We start from the raw sequence: 15,994 nt of genomic DNA, 5'->3' as shown, positions 1-15,994 counted from the left end.
AACCCTCCTTATCGTTTAACTACATGCAGTGATTCTTCTGGGAATTCCAGATAGGCCATGTTCCCAACTTCATAAATCTTATGGCTTAGAGGGTCCATAACGGTAATCTGCAGCAATTGGCCACCGAAATTGACCTCGTATTCCTGATATTGACCCATAAATACACTTTTTGTAACGGAAGCAACATGTGTCGAACGCTCTGTGAATCGAATAGACTCGGGGCGTAGCACGATGCTCACGGTATCACCAACGACAACGTCCTCAATTGCCTTTGTATTAAATATGCTAGCTGCAGTTTTGACCTGAAATGTATTCCCCTGATGAGAGATGACAGTGCCTTCTAAGAAGGTGGCCGTACCAATGAAGTCAGCGACAAACTTTGTACGTGGCTTCTGATAAATTTCTTGTGCCGTACCGATCTGCTCGACATGTCCTTTGTTCATGACTATAATTTTGTCGCTCATGCTCAGTGCCTCGCCTTGGTCATGTGTAACGTAGACGGCCGTAATACCGATCATCTTCTGAATACGGCGAATTTCATCGCGCATCAAGAGGCGAAGTTTCGCGTCTAGGTTGGATAAAGGCTCATCGAAGAGCAGTACGCTTGGCTCCATTACAAGTGCGCGAGCGAGTGCGACACGTTGCTGCTGACCGCCTGACAATTGATTTGGCATACGGAATGTATGCTCACCAAGATTCATAACGCTCAGTACTTCATCTACTTTGATTGCGATTTGCGACTTCGTCATCTTCTTTAACTTGAGTCCATAAGCGACATTGTCGAATACGTTCAAGTGAGGAAATAGGGCGTATGATTGAAACACCATCGTACAATCCCTTTTATTAGGGGGCAAGTCGTTGATAGGGTCATCTCCGAACAATATAGTGCCTTCCGTAATTTCCTCGAATCCAGCGATCATGCGTAGCATTGTCGTTTTACCACAGCCGGATGGACCGAGCAAAGTAGCGAACTCACCCTCATTAATAGTTAAGTTAACGTCTGCAACGGCATGTACCGTTTTTTTGTTCTGGTCCTCAAATGTTTTGGTAACACCCTGTAATGTAACTGATTTGAAGCTCATATGTCGCCCTCCAACCCTTCGTTTTGGCTAGTTTCAATTACATCGATATGTCCTTTTTCTTCACTCCGAGTAGAGCGATCAAACGATATAGGAAGAAGATGACGATATATACGATAATGACAAGGATGGTAGAGAATGCAGAAGCTGCACCAAACTTACCAGATTCCACTTGATCCAAAATAGAAATCGTAAGCAGCTTGTACTTAGCTGATATTAAGAAAATAATAGCGCTCATCGATGTCATACTTTTAATGAAGGAATAGACGAGACCACCGAAAAATGCCGTTTTGATCAAGGGCAGTGTCACGCTTGTGAACACTTTGAATGAGTTAGCGCCAAGGTTCATTGCAGCTTCTTCGATACTTGGATCAATTTGACGTAAGGAGTTTTGTCCTGCTTTGATCCCTACGGGCAAGCTTCGTGAAACGAAGGCGATTACTAGAATCGCTGCTGTACCGGTAAGGGCAAGTGGAGCAGAGTTAAAAGCTAGAACAAATCCGATTCCGATAACCGTTCCGGGAACACCAATGCTTAACATCGTCGTGAAGTCGATAAACGTTTTACCGAAAAACTTCTTCCGAACGAGCAAGTATGCGATAATCATACCCAGTACCCCAGTAATTGGCATTGCTATTAATGATAAAACTGTTGTGTCTAACAAAGCTTTTTTGCCTATCTCGAAGGCATAAATATAGTGATCAAATGTAAAGCTGTAGTCGATACCCCAGAGCTTAACGAACGAGCCGAGCGGGATAAGAGCGTACAGTAGAAGTACGATTGTAGAGATGCTTAAACAAAAGATTGAAATTGGCAGGGCAATATGACGCTCGCCGATCAATACGCGATCACGAGATGACTTGCCCGTCACCGTGATAAATGTTTTTTTCTCCAAATAGTATTTAGAGATGATGAACAAGATGATAGAGATATCGAGCAGGATAACAGCCATCGCTGCTGCACCTTGCATATCGTAGTTGCCGATTGCCTGTAAGTAAATTTGTGTAGCGAGCGTTGTGTAGTCACCGCCGATTGTAATCGGATTACCGAAATCGGCAATCGACTTGATGAAGACAAGCAGGAAAGCGTTGGAGATGGCTGGCTTCACAAGAGGTAATGTTACTTTGGAGAACGTATTCCAGCGAGATGCTCCAAGGTTACGTGCTGCTTCCTCAATAGAAGGGTCAATGGATCTCATAACACCATTAAGTAGTAGATAGGCTATTGGGAAGAAAGATAACGTTTGAACGAAGATCAAACCCTTTAATCCGTAAATGTTAGCGCTATCAATTCCAAGCAAGTCATGAGAGATTAATCCGCGACTGCCAAAGAGGAGTATGGTAGAGAGCGCAACTGCGAATGGCGGCGAAATAATCGGAAGCATTGCAATGAGATTGAACAGCTTCTTACCGGGAAGACGGATATAAGCACCGGCGTAAGCAAACATAAATCCAATCAATGTTGCAAGCACACCTACAATTGTAGCCAGTAGCAGCGTGTTTGTAATTGCTGTGAAGTTGGACGTAGAAGTGAAAGCACTTACGTAAGCTTTTAAAGTAAATGATCCATCCGAAGCGATAAAACTTTGCTTTAATACTTCGATTAAAGGCAAAACGACGAATATGAACAACGAAACAATGACGAAGATAATCGTTGCGAGAAGAATAGGATCTCTAGCAAGCTTCTTTAGAGGGTTGGTGCGCACCGTTTTGGGCGGCGATTGTCCACTTGGTGTAGCAATTTGATTCAAGATGATCCTCCCCTTTCTGGATGATAATTTCATTATAGGAGTGGCATTGACAGTTCCACAATTACCCATTGGTTCACTTTTATTCATATTGGATTGTGAAATAATGTGGTGAAATACCTATCTTGTTCGTGCTGTGTGCACCTATTAAAATAGGTATAAACATACATGTGGAAGTGTTGAAATGATAACCATTCAGATTAATGTGAAATCCCGGCTACATGCTAGATTATGTGTGATCGTCTCCAAGCGGGCCGAGAACTATCGCTCTCGTATGCGTCTTTCTTATGATGGAAAGAGTGCTGAGTTAAGGAGTACAATATCCCTTATGCTGCTTGGCGTTCAGGCTGGTTCGAGGGTTCAACTCGATGTACAGGGGGCAGACGAAGTATTGGCAGCAGCCGACTTACTACAGCTTTTAGAAGGTTTAACAGACGGAGGGCTTGGAGGCTAATATGATCAATTTCCGTTGTATCGAGATTCTGAAAATCATTATTTCTCAAGACCCAGTAAAGCCGGGCGAACTTGCAGTAACGTTTAATGTCACCTATCGGACGATCCTGTCTGATTTAAATACGATTGATGCATTTCTAAAGGAACATTGGTTTAGTCCGCTAATCCGCAGCAAGACAAAGGGATTGCTTCATACACTATCGGCTGGTGATTGTGAACGGCTATCTGATCTCATTCGCTCCTTGCAACCGTATGACTACTTCATGTCCAAGGACGAACGAAAGATGAGAATTGTTCTTCAATTATTTAAGACGGACAATCCAATTACACTAGAGAAGTTAGCAGAAATACTAATGGTCAGCCGCACCACGATTGTGAAAGATTTGAGCAGTGTGGAAGAATGGCTGCTTCAGAAGCAAATGAAATTAGTGAAAAAAACAAATAGAGGTATTTATGTAGAGGGTGAGGAGCGTTTCAAGCGAAGAGCTGTAATGGAACTGCTGCTGGCAGATGCCAACAAAGACAATATTGCAAAACTTGTGAAGGACTTTTCACTTACACTCAGCGAGCTTAATCCTGAAATCGCTTCCATGATTGGTGATTTATTCGATGCGAAGAAGGTTGAATTTCTTAAGATGGCTGTACACCAATTAGAGAAGCAGCTTGATATTGTGTTTACGGATATTTCTTTTTCTACCCTTATTATTCATATTGGCGTTACGATTGAACGTCTTAAGACGGGTAATATCGGAGATTATGTCGTGCCTGATGAAGCTAGATTACAAAAGCTGCGTGAGTTCGACGTTGTACGTGAGATGTGTGATCATATTGCGGCCTACTTCGACATTGCATTTCCTGAGCCGGAAGTTGTAAACATGATGTTATATATCCTTTGTACAAGCATTCATAAGGATGCAAGACAGGAGCAGTCAGCAGCTAGCCTAAGGCCGATCGAAGTGATCTGTCATGATCTTATTTTGCAGGTGGAACTTAGCTTAGGTTATAAATTCGGCGGTTTCGAAAAGCTGTTCAACGATCTGCTGCTTCATCTCATACCGACGATACATCGTGTTCAATTTGATATGCAGCTTGCAGACCCATTTGCTGCTGATATACAAAAGAAGTACATGAATTTGTTCACTTGTGTAAAAAGGGCTTGCTTATCGATCGACAGTTTCACGGGGAAGACAATTATTGATGAGGAGATTGCATACATTACGCTTCATTTCTGCGCAGCTGTAGAACGTCAAATGAACAATCAGCTGCACAAAATACGAGTAGTTACCGTCTGCTCATCAGGTATAGGTACAGCACGAATTTTGGAGTCACGACTTCGGAGTCAGTTTCCTAATCTTGAAATTGTAGAGACGTTATCTTATCAAGCATTTCTACAGCGTACGATGCTCGATATCGATTTAATTGTATCTACTATTTATCTCGATCAGACACCGATTCCTTATTTGCAAGTAAACCCGTTATTAACCGAGGAGGATTGTGCCAACCTTAATGCGCTGCTAGACAGCAAAGGTTCGTCTCCCTCCGATCAGCGGCTCAAATATGAAGGGGTTATGGAAATTATTGCTCGGCATTGTCTCATCACAGACGAGAAGGGGCTAAGAGACGAGCTTCAGACACTTTTCCAGTTGCAGCCGGAAATAGAGTCTGTTCCTACCGTGAAGGATGCCCCAGTTCAAGAAATCGTAGAGTCGACCCCAAGTCTTGGTGAATTGCTAACCTCCTCAACAGTTAAGCTGCAGGCGACTTATTCTGATTGGAGAAGCGCTGTTCGAGAAGGTGCAAACATGCTTTTGGCACAAAATCATATATTGCCGAGATATGTCGATGCGCTATTGAAGAGCTGTGAACGTGCAGGTCCTCTGGGACCTTATTGTGTTATATCACCAGGAATTGCAATGCCGCATGCGAAGCCGTCAGACGGCGTACTGAAAACATGTATGAGTTTGATTACATTATATAAACCGATTTCCTTTGGGCACAGCAAGTTTGATCCCGTAAGTTTAATTATTATTTTCGCATCGTCGGACGGGCATAGTCATCTTCCGGCGCTTAAGGAACTGACAGGTCTGCTGATGGACAAAGACAAGCTCGAACGTCTACTTCAGACCTACAGAACAGAAACTGCCCTCGAGTTGATTAATTCGGTAAAGGATGAGACGCCTTGAACGTATCGGTAGTATGCAGCCTGGGGCTCGGTACAAGCTTTTTGCTTCGACTCCAAACAGAGCAAATATTCAAGGCGCATGGCATTCATGCGCAGATTCAACATATAGACCTTATGACAGCCCGGTCAACGGCGAGCGATTTATATATTACGACGATCAACCACGAATTTGCACCGCTTGGGAATAAGGGTACCGTCGTTTTAATAGAAAATGTGTTGGACAGCGAGGAACTGAAGGAAAAAGTGGATTTCTATTTGAAGGAAAATGGTTATGTTTGATCAAATGGTACTTTCTTTATTTAGAGAGCCGATGTTCATTATCGCGTTGTTTGTTTTTATTGGGCTGATTACACAGCGCAAAAGTGCAAGTCAAGTGGCATCAGGTACGATCCATACGTTGATCGGATATACACTCATCCTTTTTGGGTCACAAATGATTATTGAGTCGCTGTCTATTTTTGTTTCTATGTTCCAAAATGCATTTCAACTGTTCGGTATCGTGCCAAGCAACGAGTCCATGATGGCTATATTGCAAATGGATTATAGCTTTGAGACGACAATCGTTATGTTTGTTGGGATTTTGGCTAATATTGTCGTAGCGAGAATTACACGATTTAAATATATATTTTTAAATGGTTACTATATCTTGTACATGGCATCGATGATTGCTGCTATTCTTACGATTAATGGCGCCTTTACGTTCGTAAAATTAATAAGCGGAGGGATTCTGTTAGGATTCATGCTTGCCATATTTCCAGCCATTACACAGCCATTCGTACGAAAGCTAACAGGTGATAAACCGATTGCTGTCGGTTTCTTTGGCACAGTTGGTTGTTTATTGTCAGGATATATGGGTAAGTGGCTTTTTGGAGGGGGACAGAAGAAAGTAGAGACATCAGTTGAAAGGAAACCGACTTCGAAGCGGAAGATAGGAGCACTCCCTTTCTTTTCGGATACGAATGTGGTGTTAACGTTATTTATGATGATTCTGTTCGGTGGAACAGCTTTGCTGACGAATAAGGATGTTATGGCCGATATGAGCAACGATCAGAATACACTAGTATTTGCAATAAAATATTCGATTGTGTTTGCAGCAGGTTTTTACGTGATCATAAGCGGTGTTCGCATGTTTACTGAGCAGTTATTAGTTTCCTTTAAAGGTATTAGTGACAAAATCGTGCCGAATGCTATCCCTGCTGTGGACAGTTCAGTTCTGTTTCCTATTTCGCCATCGCTCGTTGTGATCGGGTTTGTCTCAAGTTTGGTAGGGGGAATGTGCAGTGCATTTATCCAAGCCATGCTGAATATGAGCGTCGTTATTCCAGGCATTATGACACATTTCTTCGCTGGCGCAGCTAGTGCCTTCTTTGGAAGTGTGTATGGCGGGAAGAAGGGGGCGATTGTCGGAAGCTTCATGCAAGGTGTGCTTATATCTTTTTTGCCTATCTTAAGCCTTTATATATTCCAAGAGCTACATATTATACGTACCAGCTTTGCTGACTCTGACTTTGCTATTATAGGCGCTCTTTTGAAATGGTTGCTATGATATAATGATTAGTAATGAACAAATTTCAGCCAATGATAGACTTAACATGTTCAATAATATGAGAAGGAAAGGTGGCTATTCACGTAATTTGCAACTCTAGTGAGTTTATCTCTCCCAAAAAAGGAAAAGCTGATAGATAAGCTTTTCATTTCCGCGCACACGGAAAATTGGAGGGATAAGGTCATGAAGCAAATATTGTTAATTACAGACGGGTGTTCCAATGTGGGAATAAGCCCGGTAGTGGCAGCCGCACATGCGAAGTCTGAAGGCATTAATGTGAATGTGGTAGGCGTACTGGATCATGGAGATGTCGGCGAACTAGGGGCGACAGAAATTGATGAGATTGCCCGTGCTGGCGGGGGATTAAGTCGGATGGTCAACATGCGTCAGCTTTCGCATACCGTGCAGATGATGACGCGCAAGACAGTATTGCAAACGATTCAGGTTGCTGTACAAAAGGAACTGAAGCAAGTGCTTGGCAATGGTGCTATTGAGGCGCTTCCGCCAGAGAAGCGGGGCGAAGTCGTGCGTGTCATCGACGAGCTCGGTGAAACGTCGGCATTACAAGTGGCGCTGCTGATTGATGCGAGTGCCAGTATGAAGCCGAAGCTTGCAGCGGTCGAGGAAGCGATTCACGATCTGATGCTGAGCTTACAAGCTAGGCAAGGTCGCAGCGAAATTTCCGTCTTTCATTTCCCTGGATCAAAGCATGGAGATGATTGCAAGATGGATTTGGCGTGGACGAGTCATCTAAATGGTATCCAATCCATCTTCCCTAAGCTCCAAATGGGTGGGACGACACCTACAGGACCTGCTATTATGGGGGTCGTAGATTATTACCGGCAAGGTGATTACGGCAGGAAGAGCAGACATGAAACGGATGGGATGATGGGTGACTACGTCGTTTAAGTTTGAGCTTCGGCGAGGGAATATCGTCGTCGGCAAGTGGAAGCAAGGCAGATATCGCGTAGAACGTTTGCTCGGCGAAGGAGCGAATGGGAAAGTTTATTTAGTCCAGAAGGATCGAGACTGGTTCGCTATGAAGGTTGGAATTGATGCGGTCGATTTGCAGTCGGAGATTAACGTACTGAAGTCTATAGCAGGACAGAACGAACCTGGCAAAGAAGCTTTCCTCTTTGATGTTGATGATTTATACGGTCCGAACGGACGTGAATACTCCTTTTATATTATGAGATATGTGCGAGGTACGACGCTCGCAAGCTATTTGAAGGAGCAGGGATCCGAATGGTTTCCCCTTGTTGGTCTGAATCTGCTTGGTAAGTTAGCCAAGTTGCATCGGACGGGCTGGGTGTTCGGAGATTTGAAGGTGGAGAACGTTATGGTTGCTGACTACGGTCATGTCGAGCTCGTGGATTATGGCGGTGTGACTGCAATCGGTAAGAGTGTTCGCCAATTTACCGAAATTTACGACCGGGGTTACTGGAATTGTGGCTCTCGTTCAGCGGATCCAAGGTACGATTTGTTTTCCTTTAGCGTATTGTGTATTCAACTGCATGATCCAAAGCGACTTCACATGCTTTCTAAGGAGCTCTTGCCGCAGAATCGTTCGTATGCGGATCTACTGGATATCGCTAGTCATTGCCCGGGGCTTTTGCCAATCATCCCATGGCTCCAAAAAGCGCTTGCAGGTGAATTTGCAAATGCGGCCGAAGGTGCAGAATCATGGCGTCTCATGATGCATAGAAGAGAGGGCAGAAGGCCGAACGCTACACCGGTGTGGTTGAAAGGTTTTATGGCAACCTCGGGTCTACTGCTCGCAGTATCGATCTTCTGGCTACTGCGTCAAGTGCTTTAACGATGAACGCTCTACATACCTGCGAACGGAGGCAGATGGACGCGATGAATGAGCCAATACATATTGAATTAATGAAGGAAGCGACAGATAAAGGTCTATGGTCACCAGGTGATACCATCGTCGTAGCGGTATCCGGTGGAGCAGATTCTATGGCACTTCTGCATATGTTGCATACACTGGCTGTGTCGCAAGATCTGTCGCTTATTGTCGCACACGTCAATCACGGCTTTCGTGGTGAAGAGTCAGAGAACGAGCTTAATGTAGTGAAAACATACGCAGAGAGTCTAGGTATACATGCAGAAACAATCACGCTTGATCTTCCTACATACATAGAAAAAAATCGTCTAAATTTGCAAGCGGCGGCACGTGAGAAGCGGTATGAGTTTCTTCATAAGGTTGCAAAGCAGAGCGGAGCTAGCCGAATTGCGTTAGCCCATCATGGAGACGATCAGGCGGAAACGGTTATGATGCGCTTGATTAGGGGAACGGGGCTTACTGGCCTAGCTGGGATGGGGAGCAAACGAAGCGAAAAAAACATGGAACTCATAAGGCCGCTACTCCGTAAGAATAAGTTCGACCTTCTTCGCTATTGCGAAGACTATGCGATCCCATTCTGCACGGATAGCAGCAATGAAGAACGCTATTACTTCCGTAACACGATTCGTTTGGATGTACTACCGTACTTGTCACAGTTTAATCCACAGCTTTCTATGTCCTTGCAGCGACTCGCGGAAGTAGCGGGAGCTGAAGATGATTGGATGGAGCAGCAAGCAGGTGAATTATTCAATAGACTGGTTCGGATAAGACCTAATGAGTGCGTGATCAATTGTACTGATCTAGGGCAGCTCCATGTCGCTTTACAAAGGAGATTGATTAAACTAATATTAAGTTATCTTTCGCATGAAACGGAAAACTTATCCTATGGCGGGGTTGAAACGATGAGGCTGGCGGCGTCTACAAGCGCACCTGCAACATGGAAAATGAACGCCCAGGGTGGAATCCAATGCTTGCGTGAATATGATGTGATGCGATGGCTTAAGATCTCGCAGCATGAGAAGGGATTCACTCCAGATCATTATGGTTACAAGATACAAGAGGGGATGGACCGACTTGATGTCGTGCCATGCGGATGGAGCTTTCACCTACAGTGGCTGCAACCCGGACAATTCCGTAAGTCGACTACACGATTCGAAGCTTGCTTCGATACCACGTTGTTAACCTTCCCATTGCAAATACGTAATCGCAAACCAGGAGACAGAATTCATGTTTTAGGATTAAATGGTTCGAAAAAAGTGCAAGATATGTTCGTTGACGAGAAGATTGCACCATCAGAAAGGGAGCTTTATCCGTTACTATGTGACGGTGAAGGAAGATTGCTTTGGATACCGGGCATTCGGCGCTCCAATCATGCGCTTACTAGCGACTCCTCAAAGGGTATGTTGTTCATCTCAGTAAGCAACGAATAAGAAGTAAGGGTATACACATAAACATAGGTATAATGTGGGAGGATTACAACTTTGCAAAACGACATTCAGGACGTTCTATACAGCGAAGATCAGATTAGAGCAAAGGTAAGTGAATTAGGTGCTCAATTGAGCATTGACTTCGACGGGCGTAATCCGCTCGTTATTTGCGTCCTAAAAGGCGCGTTTATTTTCATGTCCGATTTAGTTAAGACAATTACAGTACCACTTGAGATCGATTTCATGGCAGTATCAAGCTACGGTGATTCAACAAAGTCCTCTGGCGTTGTCAAGATTATTAAGGATCTTGATGTATCGGTTGAAGGACGGGAAGTGCTAATCGTTGAAGATATTATCGACAGCGGTCTAACGCTGAGCTATCTTATTGATGTGCTGGAGCGCCGCAATGCGAAATCTGTAACGGTAGTAACCTTGTTTGACAAGCCTGCACGCCGTACAGTTGATCTTGAGCCGGACTACAAAGGCTTTACGCTACCGGATGAGTTTGTTGTTGGGTATGGTCTTGATTTTGCAGAGAAGTACCGCAATCTTCCTTATATCGGTATTTTGAAGCCGAGGGTTTATGAGAAATAAACGTGTCAACGCTGTACATGCGCGTCTCCAATAGGCTCTATTGTTATGGGAAGTCATGCTATGGTAAAATATCAGAAGCGTCTGAGAGGAGGTAGGGGATGAATCGGATCATCCGAAATACAGGTTTTTATTTAATTATCTTTTTGGTAACTGTAGGTATATTTCAATACATTAGCGGTCAGGGTGATAAGACTAAGCCGTTAAGATACGATGAGTTTCGTACTCAGGTCGAATCTGGTAATGTTGCTGAAATAACAGCTAGGTTTGATAAACAGTCGTATATAGTAAAAGGTAAATATAAAGTAATCCCACCAGGGCTTGAGAGTGATGCTTTTACAGTCCGGCTTAGCACTCATGCTGCTGATCAATTGGTCGAGTGGGAGAAGAAATTCGGATTTAAATTCAAATCAGAACCAATGACCGTACCTAGTTTTTGGGTAACATTCCTAACTTCCATCATTCCTTTCATCCTTCTTTTCGTACTGTTCTTCTTCTTGATGAATCAAGCTCAAGGCGGCGGCGGTAAAGTGATGAATTTCGGCAAGAGCCGCGCTCGTCTCTACAACGAGGAGAAGAAAAAAGTAACATTTGAGGATGTTGCTGGTGCAGATGAAGAGAAACAGGAACTTGTTGAGGTCGTTGACTTCCTGAAAGATCCACGCAAATTCAACCTTGTAGGAGCTCGTATTCCTAAGGGTGTATTGCTTGTAGGTCCTCCAGGTACAGGTAAAACGTTGCTTGCCCGTGCAGTTGCTGGTGAAGCAGGCGTTCCTTTCTTTAGTATTTCAGGTTCTGATTTCGTGGAGATGTTCGTCGGTGTCGGCGCATCCCGTGTACGTGACCTATTCGAAAATGCGAAGAAAAATGCACCATGTATTATTTTCATCGATGAGATTGATGCAGTAGGTCGTCAACGTGGCGCTGGACTTGGCGGCGGACATGATGAGCGTGAGCAGACACTTAACCAATTGCTTGTTGAGATGGATGGTTTCGGTGCGAACGAAGGTATTATCATTGTCGCAGCAACGAACCGTGCAGACATATTGGACCCTGCACTTTTACGTCCAGGCCGTTTTGACCGTCAAATTACGGTTGACCGTCCAGATGTGAAGGGCCGCGAAGCTGTACTGAAAGTACATTCACGCAACAAACCGTTTGTGGATGACGTCAAACTTGACATTATCGCGAAGCGTACGACAGGATTCAGCGGTGCAGATTTGGAAAACCTACTTAATGAGGCGGCACTTCTAGCTGCAAGACGCAACAAGAAAGAAATTAATATGAAAGATATCGATGATGCAATCGACCGCGTAATCGTCGGCACGGAGAAGAAAAGCCGTGTTATCAGCGATCGCGAGAAGCGCATTGTCGCTTATCACGAAGCAGGACATACGATCGCAGGCTTCTTCTTAGAGCATGCTGATTTGGTTCATAAAGTTACGATTATTCCACGCGGACGTGCTGGCGGATACGTAATCATGCTTCCGAAAGAAGATCGTATGCTTGTAACGAAGCAAGAGTTGCTTGATAAAGTTACAGGATTACTGGCAGGTCGTGTAGCCGAAGAAATTTTCATCGGTGAAATCGGTACTGGTGCTTACAGTGATTTTAAATCAGCAACAGGCATCGTACGCAGCATGATTATGGAGTACGGTATGAGCGATAGGCTCGGTCCAATGCAGTTTGGCAGCTCGCAAGGTCAAGTGTTCCTAGGTCGTGACATTGGTCACGAACAGAACTACTCTGATGCGATTGCTTATGAGATCGACCAAGAGATGCAAACCATTATCGGCGCTTGTTATGACAGAGCGAAGAAGCTTCTTACTGAGAAGAGCAAAGAGATGCATTTGATTGCTAACACTTTGCTTACTCAAGAGACGTTGGAGATGGAGCAAATCAAATCCCTTATTGAGAATGGTACGCTAACAAGTGAAGACGGCGGATCTTCCAATGGGGAAAGTTCTTCAGCATCCCAATCAACTGCTGAGCCGATCATCGAGGAAATTGGTGACGTGAAGGTGCGTATTCAACCTCGCGACGAGGATGAAGTAAGCCCGTCAGAACCAGTTAATCCGGATAATAACTCCGAAGATCCAGATAAAAAATAATTGAATATTTACCCTACCCGTCCCGTTACTCGACAAGAGTAGCGGGACGTTTTGGTGTATTTGGAAATAGAAGTAGAATTTATAGTTTCGTGCATAAAATTTACGAGAGTGTTTTGTTGAATTTTATACCATTAGATTGACGTAAATCGTTTTGTCACTATAATGAAATAAGAACGGCTTGGTTCAGCTATATTGTAAATGTAAGCTGTTGCATGGCTCGTTGCTACAACACAAACCAGAACCGAAGGGGAGATCGACGCATGAAAAAGACACTAGGAACAATGCTCATGCTTATTATGGCCATCACTCTTGTATTGTCAGGCTGCGGAGTTGACAAGAAAGCTGAAGGCGGTAAAGACTCAAACAAAGAAGGCGCTGCTGTCGTTTCTGACGAAAGCGGAAAAGCTTTTAAAATTGGTATGGTAACTGACGTTGGTGGAGTTAATGACAAATCCTTTAACCAAAGTGCATGGGAAGCGTTGCAAAGATTGAAAGCTGAAACTAGTGCAACAACGAAATACCTTGAAAGTAAAGGCGAGGCAGATATGGAGCCTAACCTTAACCAATTTGTACGTGATGGTTACAACCTAACTTGGGGTATTGGTTTCTTGTTCACGGATGCGCTTACAAAGTTAGCTACTGAAAATCCAGATGCTAAGCTTGCAGTTATTGATGCAGAAGTAAAAGCTCCAAACGTAACTTCGGTTACTTTTGCTGAGCATGAAGGTTCATTCTTGGTTGGTGTTGTAGCTGGTCTTACGACAAAAACTGACAAAATCGGTTTTGTTGGCGGAATGAAAATTCCAGTAGTTGAGCGTTTTGCAGCTGGTTTTGTTGCAGGGGCTAAAGCTGTTAAGCCTAACATCGAAGTAAACGTTGTATACACTGGTGCATTCGATAAGCCTGACCAAGGTAAAAGTGCAGCAGCAACAATGTATAACAGCGGCATCGACATCATCTTCCACGCTTCTGGCGGAACAGGTAACGGTGTGTTTAACGAAGCAAGCGATCGTAAGAAAAACGGAGAAAACGTTTGGGTTATCGGCGTAGATAAAGACCAATCACTAGAATTCGGTCATGAAGTTACTCTTACTTCAATGGTTAAAGGCGTTGAAACAGCAGTTCATAAAATTTCCAAAGATTTGATCGATGGAAAATGGGCTGGTGGAACTACACAAGAACTAGGTCTTAAGGACAATGCAGTAGGTCTAGCAGACACTTCAACTAAAAACGTTACTCCTGAAATTTTGAAAACAGTTGAGGAATTTAAAACTAAAATTATTAACGGAGACATTACAGTTCCAACTAAATAAGTATAACTCTTTGGGAAATTGATAAAGTATTAGCTAATGATAGGTATTCCGATGAGACAAGACCGGCATCTGTCGGTCTTGTCCTGTTTTTCTAGTTGGCGCATCAAGAGTCAAAAAGTCGATCCCGGGAGATGATGAGAGCATGGATCAGAGCGGGGCAGTAGTACAACTGAAAGGTATTACAAAGCGCTTTCCAGGTTTAGTTGCAAACGATTCCATCAATTTTGAACTTAAAAAGGGCGAAGTACATGCTTTGCTTGGCGAGAATGGTGCAGGTAAGTCCACGTTAATGAATATTCTATTTGGGTTATATCAACCAGATGAAGGCGAGATATGGATTAATGGCAAGCAAACCGTCATTGACGGAGCGTCGAAGGCAATTGATCTGGGTATTGGAATGGTGCATCAGCATTTCAAGCTTGTGCAGCCATTTACAGTTGCAGAAAACATTGTACTCGGCAATGAACCGAAAAAGGGTTTAAAGATCGATTACAAGCTCGCGAATAAGAAGGTAAAGGATATTTCCGAGCGGTATGGTTTGAAAGTAGATCCGCAGGTGCGGATTCAAAATATTACGGTTGGTATGCAGCAGCGTGTAGAAATTTTGAAAACGCTGTATCGCGGTGCCGAGATCATTATTTTTGATGAACCTACAGCTGTATTGACTGTACAAGAAATAGAGGAACTTATTCAAATTATTCGTAACCTGGCAGCAGAGGGCAAGTCTATTATCATTATTACGCATAAGCTAAAAGAAGTTATGGCGCTTTCCAACAGTGTAACAGTTATTCGTCGCGGTAAAGTTGTTCGAACAGTTAAAACAAGCGAAACTAATGAGCGACAACTGGCTGAGCTAATGGTTGGACGAGATGTTAATTTCAAGGTTGAGAAGACGAAGAGTAAGCCAGGCGAGGTTATACTCGATGTAAACAACCTTCTAATGAAGGGCGATGGAGTAAAACCGGCCTTGAATGGGACATCATTCCAAATTCGTGCAGGTGAAATATTTGGTATTGCAGGCGTAGACGGTAACGGACAGAGTGAGCTCATTCATGCAATTACAGGCATGAGTAAGGTACAAGAGGGTGTAGTAAAGCTGAATGGTAAAGACATTACCAATCATTCACCTCGTGCGGTTTCGACAGCTGGTGTAGGACACGTTCCAGAAGATCGTCACAAACACGGATTAGTGCTAGATTTTTCACTAAGTGAAAATATGATTCTTGGCACGTATTTCGAGCCTCAATATGGACGTTTTGGATTAATCGACTTCAACGCAATGGATAACCTGGCTGATAAATTAGTTAAAGAATTTGATGTGCGTACATCCGGCATACAGACTCATGCTAGAGCGTTGTCAGGTGGTAATCAGCAGAAAGCTATCATTGCTCGTGAGCTTCATAAAGATCCAGATCTGCTTATTGCAGTTCAACCTACCCGTGGCTTGGATATCGGGGCAATTGAATTCGTACACAAGCGTCTAGTGGAGGCACGTAATGAAGGAAAAGCTATTTTGCTAGTATCATTTGAATTGGACGAGCTCTTTGCTCTATCGGATCGAATTGCAGTTATGTATGAAGGTAAGTTAGTAGGCGAAGTTGATGCAGATCATCGTGACGATGAGCAGTTGGGACTGCTTATGGCAGGCAATAGCTTAAACGAAGCGGACGCAAGCAAAGGAAGGAGTTAGTGG

At 43.8% G+C, this 15,994-nt stretch carries 13 protein-coding genes; 11 read left to right on the top strand and 2 right to left on the bottom strand.

Annotated elements, in window-relative coordinates; genetic code table 11:
• Positions 1–8 precede the first annotated feature (8 nt).
• Positions 9–1,082 carry an ABC transporter ATP-binding protein gene (locus MFF31_RS07515; RefSeq protein WP_238187430.1) on the bottom strand — a complete coding sequence of 358 codons (1,074 nt, stop codon included), beginning with the start codon at positions 1,080–1,082 and terminating at the stop codon, positions 9–11.
• 37 nt (positions 1,083–1,119) lie between these two features.
• Positions 1,120–2,829: an ABC transporter permease gene (locus MFF31_RS07510; RefSeq protein ID WP_238187429.1), complete on the bottom strand. Its 1,710-nt coding sequence runs from the start codon at positions 2,827–2,829 to the stop codon at positions 1,120–1,122.
• Between the two features lie 181 nt (positions 2,830–3,010).
• On the opposite strand from MFF31_RS07510, the gene MFF31_RS07505 reads away from it, so the two are divergent.
• From MFF31_RS07505 to MFF31_RS07455, 11 genes are all read left to right on the top strand, one after another.
• The gene (locus MFF31_RS07505) at positions 3,011–3,280 is read left to right on the top strand and encodes an HPr family phosphocarrier protein (protein ID WP_238187428.1); all 270 of its coding nucleotides are present in this window, start codon (positions 3,011–3,013) and stop codon (positions 3,278–3,280) included.
• 1 nt (position 3,281) lies between these two features.
• Positions 3,282–5,462: a BglG family transcription antiterminator gene (locus tag MFF31_RS07500; RefSeq protein ID WP_238187427.1), complete on the top strand. Its 2,181-nt coding sequence runs from the start codon at positions 3,282–3,284 to the stop codon at positions 5,460–5,462.
• On the top strand, positions 5,459–5,740 hold the full coding sequence (locus tag MFF31_RS07495; RefSeq protein ID WP_238187426.1) for a PTS sugar transporter subunit IIB: 282 nt from the start codon (positions 5,459–5,461) through the stop codon (positions 5,738–5,740). The genes MFF31_RS07500 and MFF31_RS07495 overlap by 4 nt, the downstream gene beginning before the upstream one ends.
• Positions 5,733–7,007: a PTS transporter subunit IIC gene (locus MFF31_RS07490; protein WP_238187425.1), complete on the top strand. Its 1,275-nt coding sequence runs from the start codon at positions 5,733–5,735 to the stop codon at positions 7,005–7,007. Before MFF31_RS07495 ends, MFF31_RS07490 begins: the two co-directional genes overlap by 8 nt.
• Before the next feature lie 183 nt (positions 7,008–7,190).
• The gene (locus tag MFF31_RS07485) at positions 7,191–7,916 is read left to right on the top strand and encodes a vWA domain-containing protein (protein WP_238187424.1); all 726 of its coding nucleotides are present in this window, start codon (positions 7,191–7,193) and stop codon (positions 7,914–7,916) included.
• The gene (locus MFF31_RS07480) at positions 7,900–8,823 is read left to right on the top strand and encodes a protein kinase domain-containing protein (protein WP_238187423.1); all 924 of its coding nucleotides are present in this window, start codon (positions 7,900–7,902) and stop codon (positions 8,821–8,823) included. Before MFF31_RS07485 ends, MFF31_RS07480 begins: the two co-directional genes overlap by 17 nt.
• A gap of 44 nt (positions 8,824–8,867) precedes the next feature.
• Positions 8,868–10,289 carry a tRNA lysidine(34) synthetase TilS gene (gene tilS / locus MFF31_RS07475; RefSeq protein WP_238187422.1) on the top strand — a complete coding sequence of 474 codons (1,422 nt, stop codon included), beginning with the start codon at positions 8,868–8,870 and terminating at the stop codon, positions 10,287–10,289.
• A 51-nt stretch (positions 10,290–10,340) separates the two neighbouring features.
• The gene (gene hpt / locus MFF31_RS07470) at positions 10,341–10,880 is read left to right on the top strand and encodes a hypoxanthine phosphoribosyltransferase (protein ID WP_238187421.1); all 540 of its coding nucleotides are present in this window, start codon (positions 10,341–10,343) and stop codon (positions 10,878–10,880) included.
• A gap of 98 nt (positions 10,881–10,978) precedes the next feature.
• Positions 10,979–12,988, top strand: a complete 2,010-nt coding sequence (gene ftsH, locus MFF31_RS07465; protein ID WP_238187420.1) for an ATP-dependent zinc metalloprotease FtsH — start codon at positions 10,979–10,981, stop codon at positions 12,986–12,988.
• A 260-nt stretch (positions 12,989–13,248) separates the two neighbouring features.
• On the top strand, positions 13,249–14,301 hold the full coding sequence (locus MFF31_RS07460; protein WP_238187419.1) for a BMP family lipoprotein: 1,053 nt from the start codon (positions 13,249–13,251) through the stop codon (positions 14,299–14,301).
• A 142-nt stretch (positions 14,302–14,443) separates the two neighbouring features.
• Positions 14,444–15,991: an ABC transporter ATP-binding protein gene (locus tag MFF31_RS07455; RefSeq protein WP_238187418.1), complete on the top strand. Its 1,548-nt coding sequence runs from the start codon at positions 14,444–14,446 to the stop codon at positions 15,989–15,991.
• Positions 15,992–15,994 lie beyond the last annotated feature (3 nt).

The organism is Paenibacillus sp. L3-i20 (assembly GCF_022180385.2).
In the GTDB taxonomy this organism is placed as follows: domain Bacteria; phylum Bacillota; class Bacilli; order Paenibacillales; family Paenibacillaceae; genus Pristimantibacillus.
Note: the sequence above shows the minus strand (reverse complement) of the source record. Positions and strands in the feature narration are given on the sequence as shown.

What these genes read in the sequence shown, in the direction of transcription:
- MFF31_RS07515 (WP_238187430.1), bottom strand. Translation starts at nt 1,082, where the DNA reads ATGAGCTTCAAATCAGTTACATTACAGGGTGTTACCAAAACATTTGAG.
- MFF31_RS07505 (WP_238187428.1), top strand. Translation starts at nt 3,011, where the DNA reads ATGATAACCATTCAGATTAATGTGAAATCCCGGCTACATGCTAGATTA.
- MFF31_RS07500 (WP_238187427.1), top strand. Translation starts at nt 3,282, where the DNA reads ATGATCAATTTCCGTTGTATCGAGATTCTGAAAATCATTATTTCTCAA.
- MFF31_RS07490 (WP_238187425.1), top strand. Translation starts at nt 5,733, where the DNA reads ATGTTTGATCAAATGGTACTTTCTTTATTTAGAGAGCCGATGTTCATT.
- MFF31_RS07485 (WP_238187424.1), top strand. Translation starts at nt 7,191, where the DNA reads ATGAAGCAAATATTGTTAATTACAGACGGGTGTTCCAATGTGGGAATA.
- tilS (WP_238187422.1), top strand. Translation starts at nt 8,868, where the DNA reads ATGAATGAGCCAATACATATTGAATTAATGAAGGAAGCGACAGATAAA.
- ftsH (WP_238187420.1), top strand. Translation starts at nt 10,979, where the DNA reads ATGAATCGGATCATCCGAAATACAGGTTTTTATTTAATTATCTTTTTG.
- MFF31_RS07460 (WP_238187419.1), top strand. Translation starts at nt 13,249, where the DNA reads ATGAAAAAGACACTAGGAACAATGCTCATGCTTATTATGGCCATCACT.
- MFF31_RS07455 (WP_238187418.1), top strand. Translation starts at nt 14,444, where the DNA reads ATGGATCAGAGCGGGGCAGTAGTACAACTGAAAGGTATTACAAAGCGC.